This window comes from Bacillus sp. KICET-1 (assembly GCF_027721405.1).
In the GTDB taxonomy this organism is placed as follows: domain Bacteria; phylum Bacillota; class Bacilli; order Bacillales; family Bacillaceae; genus Bacillus; species Bacillus velezensis.
In genome coordinates this window covers 14,679-41,170 of record NZ_CP113515.1, presented here as the reverse complement: position 1 = coordinate 41,170, position 26,492 = coordinate 14,679, and the positions used below count along the sequence as shown (strand labels likewise).

Genomic DNA, 26,492 nt, shown 5'->3' with positions numbered 1-26,492 from the left:
CAGAGCCGCCCCGTTTTGTTTATGCTTTTTTGATGAGAGCCAAAATATCTTCAAGCCAGGAAATATAATTCCGTTCCCGCTCAAGCGCTTTTGTCAGCACGAGATAATGGCCGAAATCAGGAGAAGAAAAAGAATCCGCCTCCGCGGACGATGTCATCAGTTCTTGATAACTGTTTTCCAGATCGGACAATTTCTCCTTCCGCTTTACGAGCTGGTCGGTGAATAGCTCATCCGCTTCTTCCTGCGTCAAAGCTGAGATGAAATAAGCCTTCAGCATAAATTCATCCTTCACCGTTTCCGGAATCGGGTCTTTTTTCGTCAGCCAGGCAGCAAGCTCCAGCTCTCCCTTGTCAGTCAGCGTGTACATTTTTTTCTCAAGCTTCGTTCCTTGAATCGCAGTGCGAAACGTAATAAATCCCTCAGCCGTCAGTTTTTTTAATTCCGGATAAATCTGGCTGTGCTTTGCGCTCCAAAACTGGCCGAGCTCTTCCTTAAAATAGCTCGATATATCATATCCGCTCAATTCGCCTTTTCGCAAAAGCCCTAAAATCGCGTACTTTAAAATTCTCATGTTGTCCTCCAAGCCCATTCATTTGACAGCTAGTATACCATACGGCCGCTTAAAAACGCAGAAGCGCCGGATGCTTGTCATTGAATCCGCGGCGGCAAAATCAGAAAAATATGCAGAAAGGGGTTATCGAAACGGCAGCGGAACTGGAAAAAGCCTTTCTCGTGTCTTTGCCTCATTCATATGACATCATGATATAATCATTGTAAAAATTAATAAATACTGGGAGGGACATATGAAGACGGTGATTGTGTATGCAAACCCGGATGAGAACAGTTTCAATGCGGCTCTCGTAAAATACGTCGCCATGGCTTTAAAGGACAGCGGCCAAAGCTATACGGTCATTGACTTATACGCCGACCAATTTGATCCCGTGCTGAAGTACGGCGGCGAAAAAAAGCGCTCTGACATGAACCGGGACGCTGAAACGAAGAAATACCGGAAACTGATGAAAGAAGCGGATCATCTCATTTTCATCTACCCGCTGTGGTGGGGAGGCGTTCCGGCGATTATGAAAGGCTTTTTTGACAGAGTGCTTGTCGCCGGAGAAGCCTACACATATGAAAACGGCCGCGTAAAAGGACTGCTCCGGGCAGAGACGGCACAGGTCTTTTATACGGCGGACTCCCCGGGCTGGTACTTAAAGTGGTTCCGGAAAAACTCGGACTGGATTACGCTGAAAAAAGGCATTCTGCAATTTTGCGGCATTCAAAAAGCCGAGCGGAACCTTTTTTCTGTCGTCAAAACGAGCACACCCGAGCTGCGGGAAAAATGGCTGCGCCAAGCATACGCTAAAGTCCGGCGCGCTTGTGAAAAAGGAGCGGCCGCATGCAGATAAAAGAAATTTTCGTGATTCGCTGCCTGTCCTGTTTAAGTGTCGTTCTGCTTCACGTTGTTTCAATGGTGCTGATGATTCAGGAAGAGTCCTTAGCCAGTGCCGCCCATACGGTTGATGCTTTTCGGACCCTGTTGATGTTCAGCACGCCGGCGTTTATCTTTATTTCGGAATTTCTGCTTGCCAGGTCATACCCGGGAGGCGTTCCCGCTGGTTTTTTAAAGAAAAGGGGCAAAGTCATTTTCGTGCCGTTTCTGTTTATTGCCGCGGTGGATGCCATTTTAATGAAAAGCGTGGCGGAAGAAGGAGCCGGATTCGTTTCAGTGATCGGTAAATTTTTAGAAAATGTGTTTTTAGGAAACTTCATCGGCTACTTCATTCTTGTGATCTTTCAATTTTACATTCTCCATATGCTGCTGCACCGCTGGCTGAACAACACATCTCCCGTGTGGGTGCTGTCTGTTTCGTTTATCATCAACGCCGTCTATCTGGCTTACTTTTCCATCTTTCATCCGCCGGCATCATCGGGGCTTGATTCTATTTTTCCGTTCTTTTGGGTTCCGTTTCCGGGCTGGGTGTTTTATTTCTGTCTGGCATTTTATTGCGGAAAGGAATATCCGCGTTTTTTAGCGCTCATCAATCAGTACCGTTATGCGGTTTACTTCAGTGCGGCCGTATCGGCAATATTGATTGTGGCCGTTTCATATATCAGCGGCGGCTCCATTTCCTCTAAGCGTCCGGATATTATGATTTACGCGGTCAGTATGATCTTTCTGTGTTTTCATCTGTTTTCAAAGCTCAAAAAAGTGCCCGCGATTGTGATGATGATCAGCAACTATTCGTTTTCAATCTATCTGCTGCACTCCTACTTTTTAATCAGCGGATATCTTCTGGAAGGCTATTTGCGGTCGATGCCTTTGCCGGCTGCCATCCTTCTTTTATTTTTGATCTGCACGCTCGGTCCCATTTTCGTATCTTGGGTGTGCAACCATTTCAGATACGGATACCTGTTTGTCGGGAAAGTGTATCAGCCGAAGCAGACCAAAAGAAATACGGCGGCGCATCAAGGCCGCACAGTCTGAAAAAAAGGCGGCGTTTCGGCCGCCTTTTTGATACGGGTCCGATTTATCAGGCACGAGAACGGATAGTTGTACATCCTGCAAACAAAGACCCCCGCCTGCGGCCGTTTTGACGGATGCATTTATGACAAAATAACGCCATCGATTTTCTCCCTTGTGAAGACCGATATAATGTATACTTATAGGAAATACTTTCAAAAAAAGTGAAAAAGAGAAAAACTGTGAGCTTGGATGAACGACTAAAAAGGAGCGGGGACATTATGAATGACTGTGTCAAAACATTCGGAGAACTTTCGGCCGAACTTTATTCCTTTGCGGGGGGAAAAGGAAGCATTCTCTCTAAAATGTATCAAAGCGGGTATCCTGTGCCTGAAGGGTTTGTGATTTTGCCGTCAGCCTTTCAGGACGGACAGCTCCGCCATCAGGCGAGAGAGGCTATTGATCAATATGTGAATTCCATCCGCAGCCGCCATGCATCTGCGTTGTTTGCCGTACGCTCATCCGCGCTGAGCGAGGATTCCGCTCAGGCTTCCTTTGCCGGAGAATTCGATACGGTGTTGAATGTCAAAACAGATCAAGACATGTCCAGGGCGATTGATGAAGTCCGCCGATCGGTACAGTCAGAAAGGGTAAAAGCGTACAGCGCCGTTCAGGGAATGGAAGATGAGCATGAAATCGCAATCGTCATCCAGCTGATGATACCGTCTGAGATATCCGGAGTGCTGTTTACCGCAGATCCGATTACGGGGAGCAGGCGGGAGATGACAGGCAATTACGTCTACGGTCTCGGGGAGCAGCTCGTTTCCGGGGAAGCTGATGCCTATTCTTTTAAACTGGCACGGCCTAAGAAAAAATATGACGGCCCCGGGGAATTTCGCAAATATGCGTCAACGCTCTATAAACTGGCGAAAAAGCTGGAAAAAGATCTTGGAGGGCCGCAGGATATTGAATGGGCCGCCGCGGGCGGGACATTGTATATTCTTCAATCCCGCCCGATTACGACCTTACAAGCCGGAAATCTGGAAACCTATGAATGGAATGATTCTTTCAGCGGTGATTTTTTATGGACAAACACAAATATAGGAGAAGCGATTCCCGATGTGATGACGCCGCTGACATGGTCGCTCCTCCGGAATCTGGATGAAGAGTCGGGCATCATTCCGGGCTATTATGTCTGGTCCGGCAATATTTGCGGCAGAGCCTATAACAATATGAGCCAGCCTCTTTCCGTTCTCGCCGCTTTCGGTCTGAATCCGAAAGGCGGAAAAATAGGAAAAATGATGAGCGATACATTGGGAGAAATCCCGGCGGAAATGAAGATTCCTTTATATCCGTTCTCAAAGTATGAACTTTTGAAGATCATCTCGAAAAAACTGAAACCGTATCTGTCGAAAATGAAGCACGCGAAAAAAAACATGTCCTCCTATTTGGACGAATCGCCGGAGTGGTGCCGGAATATTGAGGAAAAGCTGAAACGTGCCGAAACGGAGCGGGCATTATTAGCGATATGGAACAATGAGATCTATCCGTATTTATGCAACGCGTGGTTTGCGTTAATATCCGGCGGGCGTGATTCTGCGCAATCCTCTTCGTCGTTAACCTCTCAATTAACAAAACTCGCAGGGATAGAAGATGCGAATCTCCTGCTTTCCAATCTGAGGGGAAAAGGCGGACTGGCCAGCCTGGAGCCGATTATCGGCATTGATCAAGTCATAAAAGGCCGTATGAGCGAGGAAGAATATCTCAGGAACCAAGGCCACCGAGGCCCGCATGAATACGAACTTTCCATACCGCATCCGGGAGAAAACCGGGATTGGCTGACGAAGCAGATCAAAGAACACAAGGAGTCGGGTATTGATGCCGAACAACTGCTTTTGAAACAGCAGCGGGCGCATGAACAGGCCTTCCGAAGATTTGAAGAAAAGTTTCCTCATAAGGTCAAATGGCTCAAAGCCAAAATGGAAAAAGCGTCAGAATACGCGAATATGAGAGAAACAACCAGATCCGAATTTGTCAGGGTGTACCGGACAGCCAGAGCATTCGCGCTCAGAGCGGCGGAAATGACCGGCATGAAGGACGATATTTTCTTCTTGTATCTGCATGAAATAACCGATCTGCTCGCGGGGAAAGAGCCGGCGGTTGCGTCGATTCAAGCGAGAAAGCAAAACTATGAAACCTATAAAAAACTGCCGCCGTTCCCATCCGTTATTAACGGAAGATTCAATCCGTTTAAATGGGCTGAGGAGCCTGACAGAAGAGCGGATTATTACGATGCTTTTATGCCTGCGGAAACTGATGATGCGCATACTTTAAAAGGTTTCGCGGGAGCGGCCGGGAGAGTGGAGGGCATTGTCCGTGTCCTTGATGCTCCGGAAGACGGGGATTCTTTTGCGGCGGGGGAAATTTTAGTGACTTCGACAACCAATGTAGGCTGGACCCCGCTTTTTCCAAGAGCGGCTGCCATCATAACGGACGTCGGCGCCCCTTTGTCCCACGCGGCGATCGTCGCCCGGGAACTTGGGATTCCCGCCGTTGTCGGGTGCGGAAATGCAACGTCAAAACTGAAAACGGGGGACAGGGTGGCCGTTGACGGCGGGCAAGGCATCGTCCAGCTGGAACCGCGGCAGACTCCGGCCACTTCTGAAGAGGAAAATGGTAAACTGATAGAATAAAATCATGGGAAAGGAGCCGCGCATGAATAAAGCAGTTATTAACGGGGAGCAAATCAGAAGTATGAGCGACCTGCATCAGACATTGAAAAAGGAACTTGCCCTTCCTGAATACTACGGTGAAAACCTTGACGCTTTATGGGATTGTCTGACCGGCTGGGTGGAGTACCCGCTTGTTTTGGAATGGAGACAGTTTGAACAAAGCAAGCAGCTTACAGAAAATGGCGCCGAGAGTGTGCTTCAGGTCTTTCGTGAAGCGAAAGCGGAAGGCTGTGACATCACCATCATACTTTCATAATACGATCAGCGGGAGAGAGACAGATATGGAAAAACAAACCCTCAACTATCCGATTGGAGAATATCAGCCGGCTGAATCGATTTCGTCCGGACAGAAACAAGAATGGATCAATGCGCTGGAACACGCTCCGGCCAAACTGAAACAAGCTGTCAGAGCGATGTCGGACAGTCAGCTTGATACGCCGTACCGCGAAGGGGGGATGGAATGTCCGCCAAGTGGTTCACCATCTGGCGGACAGCCACATGAACGGCTATACCCGGTTTAAATTGAGCTTAACGGAGAATGAACCGGAAATCCGTCCTTATGATGAAAAAGGCCGGGCCGATCTTCATGATTCCAAAACCGCCGCTTGCGGGGATGCGCTTGAGCTGTTAACAATCCTGCACAGAAGATGGGCCGCTCTTTTGCGCTCCATGACGGAAGCCCAATTCAAACGGACGTACTTCCATCCTGTATCTAAAGAGACGGTTACGTGGAACAGGCGCTGGGGCTATATGTCTGGCACTCTGAACATCACATCGCCCATATTACTGAGCTTTCCCGGCGGATAGGCTGGCACCTGTCTTAGAGGATGCCGGCTTCCGGAAAAACGCCAAAACAGCCGCAGACACAATCGTGCATAATGAAATGACGGCGGCTGCCGTATAAAGATGATGGTAGCCGCTGGAAATGCCCGCTTCAATCGCATCAGAAACCGCTTTTTTGACGGCGGGAACGGGGATTCGGCTTACCTGCTCCTGCAACGAAGAAAGTCCGCCGCCGATATCGGGCGTTTGCGCCTGATCAGCGGGAATGCCGCTTTTCGTTAAACGGTTTTTAATGTCCTCTCCGATCCGGTCAAAGCCCGCTGTAATGAAGCCGGCATATAAAGCCGGAGCGAGCGTCAGCCCGACCTGCCTTACGAGTGACAGCGTGCCGAGCGCTGTTCCTTTGCTTTGTTCCGCCGTTTCTGATACAAGCACATTCAGCGGAGCCCCGAGCAGAAATCCGAAACCGATCCCCGCAATGACACTCGCCGTGACAAATTCCCATTTATCCGTCACCCATAACGGAAACAGGCTGAAGCCCCCAAATGCGATGGCGCCTGATACAACCGCGGAGAAGACCGGCCCTTTTTTATCCGTGACCGCCCCGCCGAGCCACGCTCCGATGCCTGACGCCAACGCAAGCGGCGTCATCCAATAACCCGCTTTCTCCGCCGATACGTGCAAATATTGCTCCGCATAAGAAGGAATAAAAATGACCGCAGCGAGCAGCCCTCCCGATAAAAATCCGATGACAAGCGTCCATTGAAACACTTTATTTTGCAGCAGCGAGTAGGCGAGAATCGGATCGCCCCCCCGGTTTTCAACCCGCTTTTCGACCTTAAGCAGCACCAGAAAGAGAAGTGCCGCTCCCAAAAGATAGCCGTACACCTTTACGTCCATTATGCTTTCTGACAGCTTCGCCCCATTGAGATTCGTGATACCGATCATACAAGATAAGATCGCAAGAGACAGCAGCATTGTGCCGGCGAGGTCAAGCCGTTTCGCCTCAGGCTCTTTCGTTTCAGCGATAAACAAACCGCCGCACACAACCAAAGCGGCGGCAATCGGCAGGTTAATCAAGAACAGCCAATGCCACGACCCGGTTACATCAAGCAAAAAGCTCCCGATATTCGGTCCGAGGACGGCCGCCATACCGTTCATCGCCCCTAAAAGCCCGAGAGCTTTCCCCTGTTTCTCCTTCGGAAGCACGGCCAGCACATGCGAACTCCCGATTATAAAAATTCCGCCGCCGCCAAGCGCCTGAATGAGCCGTGCCGCCAAAAACATCGGGAAGCTCTGACTGAGTGCGACAAGCAAAGAGCCGAGTCCGAACAGCCCGACCTCCATCATAAACAGCTTTTTCCGCCCGTATCGGTCCGACAGCTTGCCGACAATCGGCACACTGACACTGAGTCCCAATGTGTAGAGGGTCACTCCCCACGATCCCCATGAAGGAGAAACATCAAAAGAGCTGTTAATCGTCGTCAGAGCAGCGGAAATAATTCCGTTGTCCAGCGCCGCCATGAACACACCGATCGTAAAAAGAGTGATGGCCCGGCTCTGGTTTTTTTCTGTTTGCAATAGCTCCCCCATACTGATCAATCCTTCCGTTTTTAGTTCACTTCGAGTATATTATTCACTTTAAGTGAATTAAATGTCAAACAAAAAAAGGCCGCCGATCCCGGCAGGCCTTTTTCATCTCTATGCCTGATTGGAAGATTCAAGCGCTCTTGCCAAAATGGCGAGCCCTTGATTGACCGTTTGTTTTTCTTCGACGGTCAGCGTTTCCAATGAACGCTTCAATTTTACATGTCCTTTTTGATAAAGGCTGCGGAAAATATCTTTTGCATTTTCCGTTAATTGAACGACGACTGAACGGCGGTCTTCTTCTGACGGAGCGCGTGTAATGAAACTTGATTTTTCCAAACGGTCAAGCAGCCCCGTCGTATTTGAAAGGGAAGCGCCCATTTTCTCCGCTATGTCACTCACCTTAAGCGTCCCGTGGTTGTTCAGAAGCATCAGCACCTTCATTTGCGGCATGCTCATATCAAGCTTCATCCACTCCGACACATCGCCGAGTCCCGCCGATGTCATCACTTTCATATACAGCACCCAAATATCCCGTTCCTCAGGAGAAAAAATATCGCCGCCTAATACTGTTGTATCATGCAGATTATAATCCATCGTCTCACTTCCTCATTCATACTCCTGCATACCATATTACTGATTTTAATCAGAGAAAGAAAGTTGCAGGCGAGTTTTGTTTGAATGTGAGGTGGTAGTGTATAATATGTTGGAGATTATTGGGGGAATTATAATAAATAAGCTATTTTATGATGATTGGAGAGAACATTGCTGACTAAAAAGAATGCCTTATCGATATTAAAAGTATTATTTCCTATTGCAGTTTTGCTTTTAGTCATTTATCAGTCCAAAAAGGAATTGACAGACCTTTCTTTTAAACGAACGCTGTATATTATTAACGGGATTGAGCGTTACGATTTATTTATTCTCGTTCTGCTCGGTCTCCTTGCCGTCAGCGCGATGTCCTTTTATGACTTTGTGCTGAAACGGACGCTTCGCCTCAACATTCCGAATTGGAAAGTATTCAGGGTCTCCTTTGTCGCCAATTCCTTTAACAATGTCCTTGGATTCGGCGGTCTGGCGGGCGTCGGGCTGCGGACGATGCTTTACAAAGAGCATACGAATGACGTAAAACGCCTTGTCGCAGGCATCGCCTGGCTTACGTCCTCAGCGCTGCTCGGGCTGTCCGTCTTCAGTATCCTGACCATTGCCCGCATTCTGCCGGTCGGAGAGATTACAGGTGAGAAACCGTGGCTATGGGCTGTAATCGCCGGAGTGGCGCTTATTGTGCCGGCAGCCTTAATCGCCGCTTGGATCAACAATAAAAAAGCTCGCGCAGAAGACGGTGAAGCAAAACCGAGGCATCCGGTTTTTTCTTACATCGGGGCATCGTTTGCCGAATGGTTTGCGGCGGCCGTCGTCATGTATTATTCCCTGTATGTCATGGGGATTCACGCGGATGTCCGCCATGTATTCGGTGTATTTGCCATTGCTGCTATCGGGGGAATCATCAGCCTTGTGCCGGGAGGATTCGGTTCGTTTGACCTTCTGTTTCTGCTCGGCATGCAGAATATGGGCTTTCCGCAGGAGGCGGTTGTGACATCCATCGTCATCTACCGGATTGTGTATTCATTTATTCCGTTTGTGTTCGGGCTGTTCTTTGCGGCCGGCGATTTAACGGAAAATACGCTTAAACGGCTGGAATCAAATACGAAGATGGCGCCCGCTGTGGAAACGACGAACGTGCTTCTCGTATTCCAGCGCGCCATCTTAATCAGAGTGCTTTACGGTTCGCTGTCGCTGTTGGTTTTTATGGCGGGAGTCGTTGTGCTGGCGTCCGTCGCCCTGCCGATTGACAGGGAGACGGTCATCCCGCATATTCCGCGCCCGGCGCTCCTTGCGTTTAACGCGTTATCGTTAAGCGCGGCTTTGATTCTTTTAATCTTGCCGATTGAATTATACAAACGGACGAAACGTTCTTATTCAATGGCGGTTGCCGCGCTGGTCGGCGGTTTTGTGTTCAGTTTCTTAAAAGGATTGAACATCAGCGCGATCTTTATTCTGCCTGTCGTCATCGTATTGCTGGTGTTGTTAAAGCGGCAGTTTATCAGAGAGCAGGCATCGTATACGCTCGGCCAGATGATTTTTGCCGCCGCTCTGTTTATTATCGCCTTGTTTAACTACAATCTCATTGCCGGCTTTATTTGGGATAAAATGAATCGGCTGCTGCGCCACGATTATTTCGTTCATAACAATTCGCACATTACATATGCCACGATGACGGCCATTATTGTTGTGCCGCTGTTTTTCCTTGTGTTTACGTTCTTTTATCATAAAAGATCGAAGCCGATCGGAGAAGAGGCCGATCCTGAACGGCTGAAGTCCTTTTTGGCAGAAGAAGGCGGAAATGCCCTCAGCCATCTCGGCTTTCTCGGGGATAAGCGGTTTTATTTCTCAAGCGACGGCAAAGCGCTTTTATTGTTCAGCCAGATTTCCAGAAGGCTTGTCGTGCTCGGTGATCCGTCAGGACAGAGAGACTCTTTTCCGCTTGTGATTGAGGAATTTCTGAATGAAGCGCATAAGCAGGGGCTGAGTGTCATGTTTTATCAGATCGAACGTGAAGATCTGGCGCTGTACCATGACTTCGGCTATAACTTCTTCAAGCTTGGAGAAGAAGCGTTCGTGGATATGGAGGCATTTACGCTGTCAGGTAAGAAAAAAGCGGGGCTGCGGGCGATTAACAACAAATTTGACCGCGAAGGCTACACATTTCATGTCGGGGAACCGCCGTTTTCCTCCGAGTTTATCGCCAAGCTGAAAGACATTTCGGACGAATGGCTCGGTCCGAAAAAAGAGAAAGGTTTTTCCCTCGGTTTCTTCGACAGGGATTATCTGGAACAGGCGCCGATTGCTTACGTGAAAGACGCGGAAGGGGAGATCATTGCTTTTGCCAACCTGATGCCGATGTATCAGGAAGGCGAGATATCAGTCGACTTGATGCGTTATCGGAAAAGCGCGCCGAACGGTATTATGGACGCGCTTTTCATCCGTCTGTTTCTCTGGGCGCAGGAAAAAGGCTATACCACCTTCAATATGGGCATGGCGCCTTTGTCAAACGTAGGTACGGCTTTTACATCTTTCTGGTCGGAAAGAATCGCGGCCGTCATCTTCAACAACGTCCGGTATATGTACAGCTTCAGCGGGCTGCGGGCCTTTAAAGAAAAATACAAACCGGAGTGGCGCGGGAAATACTTGGCGTACCGCAAAAACAGATCGCTGTCCGTCACGATGATCCTCGTCACCCGCCTGATCGGAAAAACCAAAAAAAGACGCCGTTAAAAGGCGTCTTTTTTTTTGAATAATTGACTAAAAATTCTAATTTCACTCTGTTATACTGAATAACATGATCATAAGGTGAAAGGAAGGCTGATGAATGAAACAGGCAACCGTGTTTAAATATGAAGCGTTTTCCGATATTCCGGATTTGGGAAATCCCGCGGGAATCGTCTTTAACGGAGATGATTATTCAGATGAAGAGATGCAGATGATCGCCGAAATGGCAGGGTACAATGAAACCTCATTTCTCTGTAAAAGCGGAGAAGCCGATCTGCGCATCCGCTATTTTACACCCGGCCATGAAATGAATTTATGCGGACATGCTACCGTCGCCTCTCTTTACGCATTAATTGAAAAGGGAAGGCTTCAGGCTGATCAGGCATATCAAATTGAAACAAAAGCCGGCATTCTTCCCGTAAAAGCCGCTGAACGAAACGGCCGGGTATACATCACGCTCGAACAGGCTCCCCCGCAATTTCTGCCGTTTACGGGCGACAAAGAAAAGCTTGCGGCCTCGCTCGGGATTACGGCTGAGGATTTTCACAGCGAGCTGCCGATTGTTTACGGATCAACGGGGATCTGGACACTGATTGTTCCGCTGAGATCACTTAAAGCATCACGGAATATGGTGCCGGACAACGCACAATTCCCCGCTATTTTGCGCGATCTTCCGAAAGCGAGCGTTCATCCGTTTTCTCTGGAAACCGTTCATCCGGAAAGTGATCTGCACGGACGCCATTTTTCTTCCCCTTTCTCCGGTACGACCGAAGATCCGGTCACGGGAACCGCTTCAGGCGTCATGGCGGCCTATATGCGGCAATACGGAGGCTCCGAAGCCGAATGCCTCACGATTGAACAAGGCCATGAAATCGGGAAAGACGGAAAAGTGGAAATCAGGATTACAGAAGATAACGAAAAGATGAACATCGAGATGACGGGAACGGCCGTGTATGCCGAAACAATCAATTTTCAGCTTCCGTAACGGTTTACAAAAGCCGGTCGTATCCGTTATATTATAAATGATAATCATTTTCATTTGGATAGGAAGGTGAATCGGCATGCCGAAAACCGAACAATTACAGCAAAACGAAAGTCTTGTACATACAATCAGAAACAGAAGATCCATCCGGTCGTTTAAACCGGAAACCGTACCTTCTGAAGTCATATTAGATATGCTTGAAACGGCCGTTTACGCACCGAACCACAGACTGACGGAGCCGTGGCGTTTTATCTACGCAGCAAGCGAAGCGGGAAAAGCAAAGCTTGCGGACAGCTACGTCTCATTTTTCAAAAAGATAAAAGATGATTTCAACGAGGAAAAAGAGCGGAACATGAGAAAAAATCTCAGCGCCGTTCCGGGATTTTTGCTGGTTGTCTTAAAAGAAGATGAAAATGAATTTACGAGAAACGATGATTTCGCGGCGCTGAGCGGCATGATTCAAAACCTTCAGCTTCTCGCACATGAAAACGGCATCGGCATGGTCTGGAAAAGCGGCCGCATTATGTATGACAAACAGGTGCACCAAGACTTCGGCCTTGCTGACAATGAGCGCTTTGCCGCCATCATTCAAACGGGCTATCCGGATGAACAGCCTAAGGCGAAAGAACGGACGCCGGCAAAAAGCCTGTTTACCGAACTGTAAAAAAAATCCCCGTCTCTATACAGAGGCGGGGATTTCGTATTAGCGGGTTTTGCTTTTAGCTCTGTTGTCAGCGGCTTTCATCCGCGCCTGCGCTTCACGGTCAGCGGAATCAGCAAGCTCGCTTGAATATTCCTCATATGTGCCGTCTGTTTCGCGTTTCAAAGCATCCGGAACTTGAGGAAGTTTTTGTTTGTTTTTATCACGGTTTTTGTGAGTATGATTTCTGCCCATATCAATCGCCCCCTGAAAAAAGTGATATCAAACAAACATAGTATCTGCCCGGTCCCGATCTTTATTCAGTTTATTTCCGTTTGGCTGCTCTTTCCGCTTTTTTGAATTCACCGGAATAAAGGACTTCCTGCATTTTTTTCAGATTGGCTCCCTGTTGATGTTTTTCGCGCTTCTTTTCCATAAAAGAAGACCCTCCTTCAAAACAGAATACCAATAGGATTGGCTTTTATTTCCGTTTTTATGCAGATAAGAGATCCTTTAAAGCGAAATCAAGCTCTCCATACGTAAATTGAAAACCGGATGTCAGCGCCTGCTTAGGCAGGGCGCGCTGGCCTTTTACGATCAGCAGGCTCATTTCTCCCAAGGCCTTCTCCAGAAAAAGTTCCGGTACGGGAATCCAATGGGGGCGGTGCAGGACGCCTGCGATCGTCTTTCCGAATTGCTTCATTTCTACGGGGTTCGGCGATGTCACATTCATGGGACCGGACAAGTCATCATGCTCCGCCGCAAAAGCAATAAGTTCCGCGGCGTCATCCACATGAACCCATGACAGCCATTGCCGTCCAGAGCCGATGGTGCCGCCGGCTAACAGCTTATAAGGGAGAACCATGAGCGGCAGGGCGCCTTTTTCACCGAGCATCACCCCGAATCTGGCATATACCGTCCGGATGCCGAGCGCTTCAATTTTCTGGCCTTCACGTTCCCACATATGAGCCGTATGACTGAGAAAGTCTTCATTTGACGTATCGGACTGTTCGGTGAATGTTTTCTCTGTGCTTGTGCCGTAAATGCCGACGGCGCTGGCCTGAATCAAAGCCCGGGGTTTTTTCGGCTGCTGCTTCATAATCCGTCTGACTTCTCTCGTCGCTTCTATTCTGCTTGAGATGATTTGTTCCTTCGTTGTGTCCGTCCAGCGGTCAAAGATGGATTTGCCGGCGAGGTTCACCCATACATCAATAGGGGGAAGCTCGCGCTCAGGCGCCGCGTTTTCGGCCAGCCATTGAACACATGTCACATTTTTTTGTTCGGTTTCTCTCTGTTTTCTTGATAAAATATAGACATGATGTCCCCGGCGGGTAAACACATCTGTCAGATGCCGGCCCAGAAAACCGGTGCCGCCTGTCATCGCGATATTCATATCCATCTCTCCTTACACGTTGATACATATACTGTACCTCATTTGCCAAAAAGAAAAACGCCTGAACATCGGGGCGGGAAAGGAGACCGGGATGCCGTTTATTACAAAAATATCGACCCAAAAGAAAAATACCGAGCGCTTCAACATCTTTCTTGATGAGAAATATGCATTCAGCGTCGACGCCGACGTGCTTGTGCGTTTTGACCTGAAGAAAGGGAAAGAACTGGACGAGCTTGACATTCTTGAAATCCAGCACGGCGATGACGTGAAAAAAGCCTTTAACCGCGCCGTAGAATTTTTATCATACCGGATGCGCTCTGAAAAAGAAGTCCGGGATCATCTGAAGAAAAAAGAAACACCGGACATGGTCATTTCTGAAGTCATCCATAAACTGTACGATTACCGCTACTTAAATGACAAAGAATTTGCCGAAGCTTATGCGAGCACCCACAAAAAAACAAACGGCAAAGGCCCTGACGTCCTGTTCCGCGAGCTGAAAGCGAAAGGAATAGACGACGATACCATCAAGGAGACGCTCAGCGCGTTTACATTTGATGAGCAGATACAAGAAGCGCTGAAACATATCGGCAAAATCCTGAAAAAAGACAAAAAGCTGTCCACAAAAGAGATCAGACAGCGGGCGCAGATGCAGCTTCAGCGAAAAGGTTTCCCTTTCGACGTCATCAATGCCGCTCTGGAACAGACGGAGTATGAAAATGATGATGAAGCCGAGATGGAAGCTCTGAAGGCTCATGCGGAAAAAGCGATCAGGAAATACCGCTATGACGGCAGTTATGAAAGCGGAATGAAGGTCAAACAGTACTTATTCAGAAAAGGATTCTCGATTGACGATATTGATCAATTCTTGCAGGAAGAGGAGTAAACTGAAATGGACAAACGATACAGTCAAATGACGCCTCATGAACTACAGACAGAAATTGCGGGACTGACGGAAAAAGCGCGAAAAGCGGAACAGATGGGCATTGTAAATGAACTGGCCGTGCTTGAACGGAAAATGACGATGGCCAAAGCTTACATGCTGAACCCGGAAGACTTTCGGCCCGGCGGGGTTTATCAGATAGAAGGTTCTGATGACACTTTCCGCATTGATTACATCAACGGCGTATTCGCCTGGGGACACAGATCTTCCCCGTCTGACGGGGAAGAAGCGCTGCCGATTTCCGTTTTAAAAGAAAAAAAATAACAAAAGAGGCCGGTTCCGGCCTCTTTTTCTTTTCGGGCACATTCGTTTCAACCTTTCAGTAAAAAATGATTGAATTCATTTTTGATATCTTTTAAGATGGAATTCGTTGTTTTTTAAATAAAAAGGAGGCGATTTGCGTTGAATATCAAAATGAAACAGCCATCTGTGAAATTAATGATTTTTGTTTTAATGATTTGCACATTTTCCATCGGGTATACGGAATATGCTGTCATGGGTATTCTGACGTCGATTGCCGATGACTTTCATATACATGTATCTTCAGCGGGCATGCTTGTTACGGCGTACGCGGCAAGCGTCTGCCTGACGGGCCCGATCGTAACCATTATCGCGGTTAAGCTGCCGAGAAAGCCGGTTCTGCTAGGGTTGATGGGCATCTTCGTCCTTGCCAACCTGATGAGCGTCTTTGCGCCGAACTTCGCCGTGCTGGCGATTTCCAGAATTTTATCCGCATCCATCCACGGAGCTTTTTTTGCGATCGCCATGGTGTTTGCGAGTGAAATGGTGCCGCCTGAAAAACGTTCCGCCGCCGCGGCTTCCATGAACGGCGGATTAACCGTGGCGCTGATGCTCGGTGTCCCGTTCGGCTCTTATTTAGGGGATGCCCTTAACTGGCGGGCCGTCTTTTTCATTATTTCCGTTTTAGGCATGATCGGGCTGGTCGGACTGATGCTGGTCGTACCGAACCGGAAACCGAAAGTGATTCCGATGCTGATGAATGAATGGAGTGTCTTTAAGCATAAACAAGTGATTTTTTCCTTTGCGATCACCATTCTCGGCTACTCAGGCGTATTTATCGCTTACACGTTTATTGAGCCGATTTTAAGAGATTCAGCGGGGTTCGGCACAGTCGGCATTACAGGCGCGTTATTCGCCTACGGTCTCGGCGGAGTGGCGGGGAATTTCTTCGCGGGGAAAGTGCCGCTCAAACTGCTGACGCGCACGATGATCGGTGTGATGATCGGCTTGATCGGCGTCTTGGCGATTTTCCCTTATATCGCCGTTTTTCCAGCCGCCGCGGTTTCAGCGACATTTTTATTCGGCGCATGTGCGTTCGGCACGCCGCCGCTTTTGCAGACCAAGGTTATTTCTTCCTCTGAAAACGGCACGACAATCGCCGCTGCGGTGAGCGTTTCCGCCTTTAACCTGGCAAACGCGCTTGGCGCCTGGATCGGCGGGTTGATTCTCGGGGGAACGGGATCTTACTCATGGCTGTTTGCCGGCGGTGCGCTGATGACGGCTCTCGGCCTTGTGCTTTCCACGTTCGCTCATCTGTCTGAGAAGAAAGATGTCTATGAATACCAAGTGCATAAAGGATAACAAAAAGCTTGCAGGGGATATTCCGCCTGCAAGTTTTTTTCAGTGTTTCAATGTAATGCTGATCACCGTATGTTTATCACTCTCAGCTAAGGAAATACTCCTGGTTTCCGGTACTCCGTCTTTTTCAAAAACGACGGTATAGGTTCCTTTCGCGCCGCTTTTCCATGCAATCTCGCCGTGGTGATCAGTCTTGCCTATTATCTCTCCGCGGTCTATATTCGGCTGATGATCTGACTCCGCCGCTTTCATCACGGTGACCGTCACACCGGCCGCCGGTGAACCGTCTGCATCCTCAACATGGAGCGTAACGGGCAGTGCTTTTTTGGCGGCGGAATCATCCGCTTTGCCGCATCCGCATAAAACGGCCGCGGCGAGAAAGAAAACAAAAGCTTTATTGATTTGACCAATATTGAATGTTGTCGAATACACTGTTTGTCACCCTTGTTCCCAGATTGTAAGACGACCCGCCGTTTGTATGAATGGCAATGGCGGTCTGGTCGGTGTCGCTGTAATTGCGGTAAACGGGCGATCCGCTCTGGCAGCCGAACGTATCTGTCGTGTAGGTGAGTTTATATGTCTCGGCAGAACGTATCGGCTTGCTGTCCGACCACATGGAACCGGACACTTTGTCGCACGGATACCCTGTCACGGTTGAGGAAAGCCCGGCCGGACTGGAACTGTTGGTCGTCCGGTAGCCGTACCAGCCGACAGTATTCCCGGGCGACCCGTTTACTTTGATTGCGCCGTAGTCATAGTTTGTGTCACCGTTTTCTGTCCACCCTTTGACACTGTAGAATGTCTTTCCTGAATAAGAGCCGTACGGGTACGATGACCCGTTGCGGCCGGGAGCTGCCGTAATTTTCGATGCCCAGCCGTTTTTCTGATCATACACGCAATGTCCCGCCGTAACGATCGTGTCGGCATTGACAAAAAAACCGGTGCATCCGTAAGTGCTTGTGCTGCCGCTGTATGTAACGGTCAGCTGTGCTGTCGCGCGATATGGAAATGATGTTGTAGGAGAAATTCTGATTCGTTCGTCTGTCCCAATAATACTGGAAGGCTTTAATGACTTGATGTCAGCTTTGCTGTTTTGTGCAAGCTGTCTTTTGGTGAGACCCGTTCCTTCATAAGCGGGGGATGTCTGTGTTGTTTGTACAGGCTGATTCAGATGTGCGTCAAACTCCTCACCGCTGTTTGATACAGATGTCTGCGGGCTGCCCGCTGCTTCAGCTGAAACAGCAAATAATGAAACTGACAGTAAGAATGCGGTAAGGCTCAGCAATCGTTTGGAAACTGTCTTCATTTTATAAAACCCCTCCTTTTTTGTCTACCGGCTTTCGGTTGAACATTTAACATATTATGGAATTTATTTAGCGTTATGACCTCAAAAGAATGTTTTTCTCCGCAAAAAAGAGACCGGATCATTCCCGGTCTCTTACGGAGTGTGTTATCGTCTGCCTGAAGCTCTCATGCGCTCTTGCGGGTGCGAATTAATTGAACCGTCCGCCCGTTTAGAAGCGTAGTCATCCTTTGCCCGCGGTTCGCCTTCAAACTTATTATTGTTCTGATTAGGAAATCCTTTTGCCTTGTTCCGGACCATTTGTTTTCCCCCTCGGCCAATATCAAAAGGTTGCGCCTTCTGGACTGAAGACGTAAAGTTAGTATATGCCTGTGACAAGCTGCGTAAAAGCAGCAGGTTTTCCCAAGGAAAGGAGACAGAGACATGAATACATATATCGACAAACTGACGAATTTGCTGCTTGAGAAAAATGACATGCTCAGCTATTTGCAAGCGCGAACTTGGGTTGAGCTTTTATGGGGAGATTTCGAAGCGACTTACGCAAAAGCCGGCCGCCCGTATCAAGGAGAGCAAATGACGGAACGCGTCGTCAAGGAATGGATCGAATCATACGGCAGCAAGCTCCATATGTTCCAGAGCGTTCGGGAAGACGTTTCTCATTATTTGGATCAAAGCAGGGGTCTCCTGCATTAACATAGCAGTGCGCCCGCCGGATATATTCCGGCGGTTTTTTCTTTTGATAAAAGAAATGGGAAAATCATGTTTGACGACCCGCGGAATGTGGAAATGTGTAATAACTTATAAAATAGCGGGGAGGAACCACAATGAACATGAAAAAGGGGTTAACCGCATTTATTCCGGCCGCAGGACTTTGCTTATTTTTAGCCGCAGGCACCGTTTTTTTCGATCCGGCAGCGAATGCCGCAGCAGTTCACCAGACAAAAATAGACACCGCAGCAGATACATATATCGTGAAAGCAGGAGAACTTAACGTCCGCAAAGAACCAAATAAACAAGGGCCGATTATCGGCACGCTTCGTTCAGAGGATTCTGTAAAGGTTAAACGGCTTCAAGGAGCAGATTGGGCTGAGATTGACTACAAAGGTCACAAAGCCTATATTTCCACGCATTTTCTGATGAAGCAGCCGGTGAAGGCGGTGACGGCGAAACAAACCGCTTTTTATACGCCGACTTTGGAAACCGGCAAACAAGGGTCCGTTAAAGCGGGTGAAACCGTCAATGTGCTCGGCTGGGGGTTCAGCCATGACGGAGGGTTTGACCGTAAATGGGCGTACGTCACATACGGCGGGAAAGCAGGTTATGTGAAAACGGCCGACTTAACTCAAAAATAAAGATTCAGGCAGGCGAATGAGCCTGCTTTTTTTCTGAAACCTTCCGCCTTTCCTTTCGTAAAAGATGAAAAGGAGAGTGAGGGATATGATAATGGTGATCGGCGGCCTTCTGATGGCTGCGGCCGGCATTTTAGTCACATTTTTTCCGCCGAAGTCGATCAACAGCCTGTACGGATATCGGACGAAGCGCTCTATGGCGGATGAGTCGCAGTGGAGAGAAGGAAATCGATTCAGTGCGCTCCTCATGATTTTGTTCGGCCTTATTTCGGCGGCAGCTGGATTTGCGGGCAGCCTGCTTATCCGGCTGACTCAGCCGTTCGCCCTGATCGTTCAGGCCGTATTGTTGATTGCGATCAGCGTACTGATCATCGTCTTAACAGAAAGAAGATTGAAACAAACGGGGAGGAGAATCGATGAATGACATTACGTTTCACATGATCGAAACAAACGGAGTGACGCTGCACACGGCTTCAGCCGGTCCGAAAGACGGTCCTTTGGCGGTGCTGCTGCACGGGTTTCCGGAATTCTGGTACGGCTGGAAGAGCCAGATCAAACCGCTGGCGGATGCCGGATATCATGTTGTCGTGCCTGATCAGCGCGGCTATAATCTCAGTGACAAACCGGAGGGCATTGAAAACTATACCATTGATACGCTCAGAGACGACATTATCGGGCTGATCACGCATTTTACAGATGAAAAAGCCGTCGTCATCGGACACGATTGGGGAGGAGCCGTGGCCTGGCATTTGGCATCCACGCGGCCGCAATACGTTGAAAAATTGATCACGGTCAATATCCCGCATCCGGCGGTTATGCGGAAGGTCACACCGTTCTGCCCGCCGCAGTGGAAGAAAAGCTCTTATATCGCGTTCTTTCAGCTTCCGGAAAAGCCGGAACGGAGATTGTCTGAAGACGATTACCGCGTATTGGATCACGCGATCGGCTTATCCGAACGCCCGGCGCTTTTTTCACGGGAAGATATCGGCAGCTACAAAGAAGCTTGGGGCAGAAAAGGAGCGCTCACGGCGATGCTGAACTGGTACCGGGCGATCAGAGCCGGCGGTTTAGGCCCTGCCGTTCCGCTTAAAATGCCCGTTCCGTACCGATTAATATGGGGCGTCAATGACCGCGCGCTGAGCAAAAAGCTCGCCAAGGAAACAAAACGGATGATTCCAAACGGCGACTTAATCTTTATAGACGATGCCTCACATTGGGTCATTCACGAAAAACCGCGCATCGTCAGCCATTTGATTCATGAATACCTTCAGCAATAAAGTCTGTCCCGCGTACAGACTTTTTCTTTTTTTTCTCATATCTGCCGAAAAACATGACAAAATATAAACCATATGCAGAAAAAATTTTCTTTCCCTGTAACAAAAAAAGGGTTTAAACGTCATTAAAAAAAGGAAAAGCCTTACTGAAGTTTTGCGGACAATTCCTTTAAGGACGTCCTAAAAAAAGAATAATACAAAGAAGGTGCCTTCATGAAACAAAGGTTAATCTCAATTATTATTCCGTCTTACAATGAAGGGAACAACGTCAAGCTCATCCATGAATCTTTAAAAAAAGAGTTTCAGACGATTCATTATGACTATGAAATTTTCTACATCAATGACGGAAGCGCGGATGACACCCTTCAGCAGATTAAAGAACTGGCCGCCAGAAACCATCGCGTCAAATACATATCTTTTTCCCGCAACTTCGGGAAAGAAGCGGCCATTTTGGCAGGATTTGAACACGTGCAGGGCGAAGCGGTAATCGTGATGGACGCCGATCTGCAGCATCCGACCCATCTGCTGAAAGACTTCATTCAAGGCTATGAAGAAGGGTATGACCAAGTCATCGCGCAGCGCAACCGAAAAGGGGACAGCCCCGTGCGTTCCGTGCTTTCTTCCCTGTATTATAAATTTATCAACAAAGCCGTCGAAGTGGACCTGCGTGACGGGGTCGGAGATTTCCGCCTGCTGAGCCGGCAGGCCGTTGATGCCCTTTTGAAGCTGAGTGAAGGGAACCGTTTCTCGAAAGGGCTGTTCTGCTGGATCGGGTTTGACCAGAAAATCGTATTTTATGAAAATGTCGAAAGGAAGAACGGCACGTCCAAATGGTCATTCAGCAATCTGTTCAACTACGGAATGGACGGTGTCGTCTCCTTCAACAACAAGCCCCTGAGGGTGTGCTTTTTCACCGGTATTCTGATATTGCTTCTGTCGATGGTTTATATTGTAACGACCTTTGTTCATATTCTGACACATGGCGTGTCCGTACCCGGATACTTCACCATTATTTCCGCCGTGCTGTTTTTAGGGGGCATCCAGCTTTTGAGTCTCGGCATCATCGGAGAATACATCGGCCGGATTTACTATGAAACAAAAAAACGCCCGCACTACTTAATTAAAGAAGCGAATATAACGTATGGAGAACAAAATGAAACGAATTATACAAAAAAGCGCAAGTGGAACCATTAAACAGCCGCCGCTGTGCGCAGGGTCTGGGGACGTTGTATGAAAAAAAATAAATGGATCTTGCCGGCAGCCTGTGTGCTGGCTGCGGCAGCCGCTCATATTTTTTTCTTAAAAGAGTGGTCGGCAGGCCGCTATATGACGGGGTCTGGAGACGGGATCGCCCAAATGGCGGTCTTCAAAAAGCTGCTGTTTGATCAATATATGAACGGCAGGCTGTTTTACAGCTATTCGTTCGGACTGGGCGGGGGAGTGTACAGTCAGCTCGGCTATTATTTCTCTACTTCTTTTCTATTCCTGTTTATCTCCGCCGCTGTCCGCTTTTTGCAGCTTATTCAGCTGACGGGCGAGGCTGATGCGCTGTTCTGGGCGCAGGCCTCCGTTTTTATCAGCATCGCCAAGCAGAGTTTTATCATATTCACGGCGGCGTGTGTGTTCCGTTATTTCGTCAAACGGACGGTGCCTGCTTTTGCCGGCGCCGTGTTGTACGGGGTCTCGATTATCTACTTCCGGCATGAGGTATATTGGGACTTTTTCACTGACAGTATGGTGTGGCTGCCGCTGCTCGTGCTCGGCGCGGAAAAAATCATCAGGGAAAAAAAGCCGGCGTGGTTTATCTTCGCCTGTGCGCTGACATTGATCAACAACTTTTATTTTGCGTATATTAATTTGATTTTCATCGGCATTTATATCTTATTCAGGTGGGTGATCCCCCTTGAAGGCAATGAGGCGAAAAGACTCACTCAATGCAGGATATTTATTCTGTCGGGTCTTCTCGGGTTCGGCATAAGCGCAGTTTCCTTTATTCCTGTCGTATACGGATACCTTCATAATCTGCGGCCGCCGTATTCAGAGCATATTGCATGGCTTGATTTTTCCGACAACATTTTATTTTCAAGCCGGATTATCATCCTGCCGGCGGCTTTTTTGCTCTTTCTATTTACATTTTCTTTATACAAAAACCGCTTGTTCCGGCTGTTTGCGGGAATCAGTCTGCTGTATATTGTGTTTCACTTCAGTCCGTTTGCGGCAAGTGCCTTTAACGGTTTTTCAGCTCCGCAGAACAGGTTTGAATACGTCCTGTGCTTCACGATTGCCGGAACGGTTTCAGCCGGGCTTTCTAAGCTTTCAGACATCAGCATGAAGAGTATGCTGATGTCCGCCGTACTCGTCGTTCTGCTCTATTGGAGCCAGGTGAGGCGGTACAGTCTGGATATTTCTGATCACGCCAACCTGCCCGTCATTCTTCTTCTGGTGCTGACCATAGCCGCTTTCTTCGCTGCAAAGACAAGGCTGAAAGGCGCGGTGCCCGCCGTCTATGCCGTCATTTTGCTTACGGCGGTGCTTACGGCTAATACATATGAAAAATATGCTTTATCAGAAGGCGGGAAGATTTATACGGTATCGCATACATTTATGACGGGTGCTGACTATAAAGGCAAAGAGCAATCAGAGCTCATTCAGTGTCTGAAAGAAAAAGACCCTGATCCGTTTGCCCGTTTAGATTGGATGAACGGTGTTTTCAATAACACCCCGATCATATACGGATTCAACGGATTCAGCGTATACTCAAGCATACTGAACCGCAATCTGCTGTCCTTTTACTGGAACGACCTCCGGATTGACATGGGCAGAGAAAGCGTCAGCCGCTATGCGACATTAGGAAACAGGGCTAATTTATACAGCCTGCTTTACGGAAAATATTATATGACGGAAAAAGCAAACGAGGCCGGCGTGCCGTACGGGTTCAAAAAAATCATGGAATCATCCCATTATGCGGTTTATCAAAATCAATATATGCTTCCGTTCGTACGGACAGCCGATCGCGTATATAACGAGGGCGGTCTGAAAAAAGCGCCCGCCCTTGCCAGGGAACGGGCAATGCTTGACGGGATCGTCATGGAATCAAGCACAACCAACACGAAAAAAGCGCCTGAGGCGAAAAATATGATCCGCCATGCAGAGGTAGCGGCCGAACATGGCGATTATCATAACGGCATCCTGACGGTAAACGAAGACGGCGGCGGCCTGATCATTAAGCCGCAAGCCGCTAAGATGGACGGCGGCGATTATTACGTCAGCTTTTATTTGAAGAATAAAGCGAAGGACCAGGGCTTTACATTAAAAGTGAACGATTACACGACAACGAGAAAATCGAATCAATCCATTTACAAAACAGGTGTCAACGATCTTACTGTGAGAGTGCCGAAAACAAAAAACATCCAAATCCGTCTGCCGAAAGGATCGTATCAGCTTGACAGACTGGCGCTTTATGAAGAACGGTACGATACGCTGAAAAGCGCATACCGAAAAGCGGAAAAAGAACCGCCGGCCGATCTCAGCTGGCGCGGAAATACGCTTCATATCTCGTATGATAACAAAACCCGCGCGCCGTATATCATGCTTCCGATTCCATATGAAAAAGGCTGGGAGCTGAAGATAAACGGCAGAAAAGAGCAGATTGAAAAAGCGGATTATTCCTTTATCGGATTTAAAGCGCAAAAAGGAAAAAACGATATTCAATTAACGTATTACCCGCCGTTTTTTAAACCCGCGGCCGCTCTATCGGTAATCAGCCTCGTGTTTGCCGCTATATATGTGAGAAGACAAAAAAAGCCCGGCTCTTAAACAGAGCCGAGCTTTAATTTTTTCTGCAGTTTTTCCTCGCTGAAAATCCAGCCCGTGTAAGAAGAAAGAAGCTCTAAATCATGACTGAGATGGACGATAGCGACAAAAGGATAGTGGCCTTTGCTTCGGTAGCGCAAATCAATAAAGCGCACCTCATAATGATCTTTAAAGGTATCGACCTCCCACCTGTAAACGGGGGAAAATGAAAGAAAGGCTGCAATATTTTCGTCCTGTTTCGCGGCCTTCATCACATCGGTTTCCGGAACGGGCACGCGGTTGAATGTATCCAATATCACGACATGGCCGTCAAGGCTTCTGCCGACATAAAAGGCATGCGCCGTCGTCACGGCGATACGCCACTGCCTGAATTTCATCGTCGGCGAAATAATGATGGTTTCAATCTCCTCTTCAATCATTTCGCGCAGCCTTCGCTTTATCCGCAGCTGCATCAAAAACCGGACGGCGTAATATCCTGCGAGGATGATATAAAGCATCAGAAATGTCACGCCCGGATGACCTCCGATATACCACACGGCAATCGCGGCCAAATGGCTGACGAAAATAAACGGATCAAAGGTATTGATTAAACCGAGAGCGATCCATTTTCTCGAAAACGGGCGGATGGCCTGCGTGCCGTACGCGTTAAAAATGTCAACAAACACATGCAAAACGACAGCCAGAAGCGTCCACAGCCACAGGTGCAATAAGTTCGCTTCCGGATAAAACATAAACAAAATACCCGGAATCAGAACGGACCAAAATAAAACGGCGGGAATGGAGTGCGTGAACCCTCTATGATTTCGAATATAAACGGCATTATTTTTCAGCTTCAATATGGTATCAATATCAGGTGCCTGAGAGCCGGCAAGAGCGGCGATCATAACTGCCTGAGACATGGGGGTGTGCATGCCGACGGCAGGATCAAGAGTTGCGATTCCGCCAAGCGCGATACCCATGACAACGTGAGTGCCAGTATCCATTGTTGACCTCCTAGCAGGCGTTAAAAATCAGTCGCCCGCATATTTCGTATTATAAGATATTCCCCATTTTCTGTTTGCCCAATCATGGCGTTTATCCGCCGTTCTCATATGTTTCCGCTTTTTCTTTATCACTATTTAATGTAACATATTATCGTAACGTGCCCTAAGTTTACACCAAAATACGGTGTCAAGAAAAGCGGAACCCGAAACATCTGAGGAGAAGATATGAACGCACTTGAAGAAAAAATGAAACAAAAAGATATAGACAAATTTCGCGAGGACTTAATTACATGGTTCGAAAGAGAACAGAGAATTCTGCCGTGGAGAGAAAATCAGGACCCGTATCGGGTGTGGGTGTCAGAGGTGATGCTGCAGCAGACGCGCGTAGAAACCGTCATTCCTTATTTCCGGCGGTTTGTTGAGCAATTTCCGACCGTTTCGGCGCTCGCTGAAGCCGATGAGGAAAAAGTGCTCAAAGCCTGGGAAGGGCTAGGTTATTACTCCCGTGTAAGAAATCTGCAAAGTGCCGTAAAAGAAGTGCATGAGCGGTACGGGGGAGTCGTCCCTGCCGAGGAAAAGGAATTTGGCGGACTTAAAGGCGTCGGCCCTTATACAAAAGGCGCCGTGCTCAGCATCGCATACAACAAACCGATTCCCGCCGTAGACGGCAATGTGATGCGTGTCATGTCGAGAATTCTTTCCATATGGGACGATATCGCAAAACCTAAAACGAGAACCATTTTCGAACAGGCGATATCCGCTTTCATTTCTCATGAAAAACCATCTGAATTCAATCAGGGTTTAATGGAGCTCGGCGCGATCATCTGCACCCCGAAATCGCCGTCCTGTCTGCTTTGCCCCGTACAAAAGCACTGTTCGGCATTTGCGGAAGGGACAGAGCGGGAGCTGCCCGTTAAAAGCAAAAAGAAAAAGCCCGGAATAAAAACAATGGCAGCCGTTGTGCTGACAGACGATCAAGGCGATGTCTATATTCATAAACGGCCGCCAAAAGGCTTGCTCGCCAACTTGTGGGAGTTTCCGAATACCGAAACCCAGAAAGGAATCAAAACCGAAAGAGAGCAGCTTGAAGCCTATTTAGAAAAAGAGATGGGAACAACCGCTGAAATCGGGGAGCTGGAAGGTATCGTAGAACATGTTTTCACCCATCTCGTCTGGAATATTTCGGTCTTTTTCGGTAAAGTAAAACAAGTGTCGGATACAACGGAATTCATACGGGTCACAAAAGAGGAGCTCGAGGAATACGCATTTCCCGTTTCCCATCAAAAGATATGGAAAATGGCGGAAGAAAGCGGCCGCCTGTAA

At 48.3% G+C, this 26,492-nt stretch carries 27 protein-coding genes and 1 pseudogene; 18 read left to right on the top strand and 10 right to left on the bottom strand.

Going from position 1 to position 26,492, the window contains the following annotated elements:
• Positions 1 to 19 precede the first annotated feature (19 nt).
• Positions 20 to 571 carry a PadR family transcriptional regulator gene (locus OVA33_RS00215; protein WP_012117104.1) on the bottom strand — a complete coding sequence of 184 codons (552 nt, stop codon included), beginning with the start codon at positions 569 to 571 and terminating at the stop codon, positions 20 to 22.
• 232 nt (positions 572 to 803) lie between these two features.
• On the opposite strand from OVA33_RS00215, the gene OVA33_RS00210 reads away from it, so the two are divergent.
• From OVA33_RS00210 to OVA33_RS00190, 5 genes and pseudogenes are all read left to right on the top strand, one after another.
• Positions 804 to 1,406 (top strand): NAD(P)H-dependent oxidoreductase, encoded by a 603-nt coding sequence (locus OVA33_RS00210; protein WP_025650240.1) that lies wholly within the window; start codon positions 804 to 806, stop codon positions 1,404 to 1,406.
• Positions 1,397 to 2,485, top strand: a complete 1,089-nt coding sequence (locus OVA33_RS00205; protein WP_063636903.1) for an acyltransferase family protein — start codon at positions 1,397 to 1,399, stop codon at positions 2,483 to 2,485. The genes OVA33_RS00210 and OVA33_RS00205 overlap by 10 nt, the downstream gene beginning before the upstream one ends.
• A 257-nt stretch (positions 2,486 to 2,742) precedes the next feature.
• Positions 2,743 to 5,154, top strand: a complete 2,412-nt coding sequence (locus OVA33_RS00200; RefSeq protein WP_063636902.1) for a PEP/pyruvate-binding domain-containing protein — start codon at positions 2,743 to 2,745, stop codon at positions 5,152 to 5,154.
• Between the two features lie 22 nt (positions 5,155 to 5,176).
• Positions 5,177 to 5,449, top strand: a complete 273-nt coding sequence (locus OVA33_RS00195) for a ribonuclease inhibitor Barstar (protein ID WP_007408543.1) — start codon at positions 5,177 to 5,179, stop codon at positions 5,447 to 5,449.
• Positions 5,450 to 5,474: 25 nt separating this feature from the next.
• Positions 5,475 to 6,017: pseudogene (locus OVA33_RS00190) on the top strand (YfiT family bacillithiol transferase).
• Here the strand turns inward: OVA33_RS00190 and OVA33_RS00185 are convergent.
• Together OVA33_RS00185 and OVA33_RS00180 are read right to left on the bottom strand one after the other, a co-directional pair.
• A complete protein-coding gene (locus OVA33_RS00185; protein WP_063636901.1) occupies positions 5,977 to 7,569 on the bottom strand; it encodes an MFS transporter in 1,593 nt (530 codons plus the stop codon). The pseudogene OVA33_RS00190 and the gene OVA33_RS00185 overlap by 41 nt on opposite strands.
• A gap of 108 nt (positions 7,570 to 7,677) precedes the next feature.
• Positions 7,678 to 8,160, bottom strand: a complete 483-nt coding sequence (locus tag OVA33_RS00180; protein ID WP_063636900.1) for a MarR family transcriptional regulator — start codon at positions 8,158 to 8,160, stop codon at positions 7,678 to 7,680.
• Between the two features lie 168 nt (positions 8,161 to 8,328).
• Here OVA33_RS00180 and mprF point away from each other — a divergent pair, with 168 nt between their 5' ends.
• From mprF to OVA33_RS00165, 3 genes are all read left to right on the top strand, one after another.
• Positions 8,329 to 10,899 carry a bifunctional lysylphosphatidylglycerol flippase/synthetase MprF gene (gene mprF / locus OVA33_RS00175; RefSeq protein ID WP_063636899.1) on the top strand — a complete coding sequence of 857 codons (2,571 nt, stop codon included), beginning with the start codon at positions 8,329 to 8,331 and terminating at the stop codon, positions 10,897 to 10,899.
• A gap of 94 nt (positions 10,900 to 10,993) precedes the next feature.
• Complete coding sequence (locus OVA33_RS00170) at positions 10,994 to 11,878, top strand: PhzF family phenazine biosynthesis isomerase (protein WP_017419144.1); 885 nt, start codon at positions 10,994 to 10,996, stop codon at positions 11,876 to 11,878.
• Positions 11,879 to 11,954: 76 nt separating this feature from the next.
• Complete coding sequence (locus OVA33_RS00165) at positions 11,955 to 12,539, top strand: nitroreductase family protein (RefSeq protein WP_017419145.1); 585 nt, start codon at positions 11,955 to 11,957, stop codon at positions 12,537 to 12,539.
• A 39-nt stretch (positions 12,540 to 12,578) separates the two neighbouring features.
• On the opposite strand, the gene OVA33_RS00160 is transcribed toward OVA33_RS00165, so the two are convergent.
• From OVA33_RS00160 to OVA33_RS00150, 3 genes are all read right to left on the bottom strand, one after another.
• Entirely contained in the window at positions 12,579 to 12,770 is a 192-nt protein-coding gene (locus OVA33_RS00160) for a YfhD family protein (RefSeq protein WP_003155508.1), read from the bottom strand.
• A 70-nt stretch (positions 12,771 to 12,840) separates the two neighbouring features.
• Positions 12,841 to 12,951: a YfhE family protein gene (locus tag OVA33_RS00155; protein ID WP_003155504.1), complete on the bottom strand. Its 111-nt coding sequence runs from the start codon at positions 12,949 to 12,951 to the stop codon at positions 12,841 to 12,843.
• A gap of 57 nt (positions 12,952 to 13,008) precedes the next feature.
• Positions 13,009 to 13,908 carry a TIGR01777 family oxidoreductase gene (locus OVA33_RS00150; protein ID WP_128974033.1) on the bottom strand — a complete coding sequence of 300 codons (900 nt, stop codon included), beginning with the start codon at positions 13,906 to 13,908 and terminating at the stop codon, positions 13,009 to 13,011.
• Between the two features lie 91 nt (positions 13,909 to 13,999).
• Here OVA33_RS00150 and recX point away from each other — a divergent pair, with 91 nt between their 5' ends.
• The 3 genes from recX to OVA33_RS00135 all read left to right on the top strand — a co-directional run bounded on the left by recX (position 14,000) and on the right by OVA33_RS00135 (position 16,450).
• A complete protein-coding gene (gene recX / locus OVA33_RS00145) occupies positions 14,000 to 14,791 on the top strand; it encodes a recombination regulator RecX (RefSeq protein ID WP_003155502.1) in 792 nt (263 codons plus the stop codon).
• A gap of 6 nt (positions 14,792 to 14,797) precedes the next feature.
• Positions 14,798 to 15,112, top strand: a complete 315-nt coding sequence (locus OVA33_RS00140) for a YfhH family protein (protein WP_063636897.1) — start codon at positions 14,798 to 14,800, stop codon at positions 15,110 to 15,112.
• A 144-nt stretch (positions 15,113 to 15,256) separates the two neighbouring features.
• Entirely contained in the window at positions 15,257 to 16,450 is a 1,194-nt protein-coding gene (locus OVA33_RS00135; RefSeq protein ID WP_029973982.1) for an MFS transporter, read from the top strand.
• 39 nt (positions 16,451 to 16,489) lie between these two features.
• Here the strand turns inward: OVA33_RS00135 and OVA33_RS00130 are convergent, their stop codons facing one another.
• The 3 genes from OVA33_RS00130 to OVA33_RS00120 all read right to left on the bottom strand — a co-directional run bounded on the left by OVA33_RS00130 (position 16,490) and on the right by OVA33_RS00120 (position 18,050).
• Complete coding sequence (locus tag OVA33_RS00130; protein WP_014417236.1) at positions 16,490 to 16,879, bottom strand: DUF2606 family protein; 390 nt, start codon at positions 16,877 to 16,879, stop codon at positions 16,490 to 16,492.
• Positions 16,842 to 17,753 (bottom strand): trypsin-like serine peptidase, encoded by a 912-nt coding sequence (locus tag OVA33_RS00125; protein WP_025650228.1) that lies wholly within the window; start codon positions 17,751 to 17,753, stop codon positions 16,842 to 16,844. Before OVA33_RS00125 ends, OVA33_RS00130 begins: the two co-directional genes overlap by 38 nt.
• A 144-nt stretch (positions 17,754 to 17,897) precedes the next feature.
• Positions 17,898 to 18,050: a small, acid-soluble spore protein K gene (locus tag OVA33_RS00120; RefSeq protein WP_003155495.1), complete on the bottom strand. Its 153-nt coding sequence runs from the start codon at positions 18,048 to 18,050 to the stop codon at positions 17,898 to 17,900.
• Positions 18,051 to 18,173: 123 nt separating this feature from the next.
• Between OVA33_RS00120 and OVA33_RS00115 the strand changes: the two genes are divergently transcribed.
• From OVA33_RS00115 to OVA33_RS00090, 6 genes are all read left to right on the top strand, one after another.
• On the top strand, positions 18,174 to 18,443 hold the full coding sequence (locus OVA33_RS00115; RefSeq protein ID WP_003155492.1) for a YfhJ family protein: 270 nt from the start codon (positions 18,174 to 18,176) through the stop codon (positions 18,441 to 18,443).
• Positions 18,444 to 18,574: 131 nt separating this feature from the next.
• Complete coding sequence (locus OVA33_RS00110) at positions 18,575 to 19,102, top strand: SH3 domain-containing protein (protein WP_017419151.1); 528 nt, start codon at positions 18,575 to 18,577, stop codon at positions 19,100 to 19,102.
• 85 nt (positions 19,103 to 19,187) lie between these two features.
• Positions 19,188 to 19,523, top strand: coding sequence for an SdpI family protein (locus tag OVA33_RS00105; RefSeq protein ID WP_017419152.1), 336 nt, complete (start codon positions 19,188 to 19,190; stop codon positions 19,521 to 19,523).
• Positions 19,516 to 20,376, top strand: coding sequence for an alpha/beta fold hydrolase (locus OVA33_RS00100; protein WP_017419153.1), 861 nt, complete (start codon positions 19,516 to 19,518; stop codon positions 20,374 to 20,376). The genes OVA33_RS00105 and OVA33_RS00100 overlap by 8 nt, the downstream gene beginning before the upstream one ends.
• 210 nt (positions 20,377 to 20,586) lie before the next feature.
• Positions 20,587 to 21,567, top strand: a complete 981-nt coding sequence (locus OVA33_RS00095; protein WP_003155484.1) for a glycosyltransferase family 2 protein — start codon at positions 20,587 to 20,589, stop codon at positions 21,565 to 21,567.
• 36 nt (positions 21,568 to 21,603) lie between these two features.
• On the top strand, positions 21,604 to 24,189 hold the full coding sequence (locus OVA33_RS00090; RefSeq protein WP_063636896.1) for a YfhO family protein: 2,586 nt from the start codon (positions 21,604 to 21,606) through the stop codon (positions 24,187 to 24,189).
• On the opposite strand, the gene OVA33_RS00085 is transcribed toward OVA33_RS00090, so the two are convergent.
• Positions 24,186 to 25,169: a metal-dependent hydrolase gene (locus OVA33_RS00085; protein ID WP_017419155.1), complete on the bottom strand. Its 984-nt coding sequence runs from the start codon at positions 25,167 to 25,169 to the stop codon at positions 24,186 to 24,188. The genes OVA33_RS00090 and OVA33_RS00085 overlap by 4 nt on opposite strands.
• 225 nt (positions 25,170 to 25,394) lie before the next feature.
• On the opposite strand from OVA33_RS00085, the gene mutY reads away from it, so the two are divergent.
• Positions 25,395 to 26,492 carry an A/G-specific adenine glycosylase gene (mutY, locus tag OVA33_RS00080; RefSeq protein ID WP_017419156.1) on the top strand — a complete coding sequence of 366 codons (1,098 nt, stop codon included), beginning with the start codon at positions 25,395 to 25,397 and terminating at the stop codon, positions 26,490 to 26,492.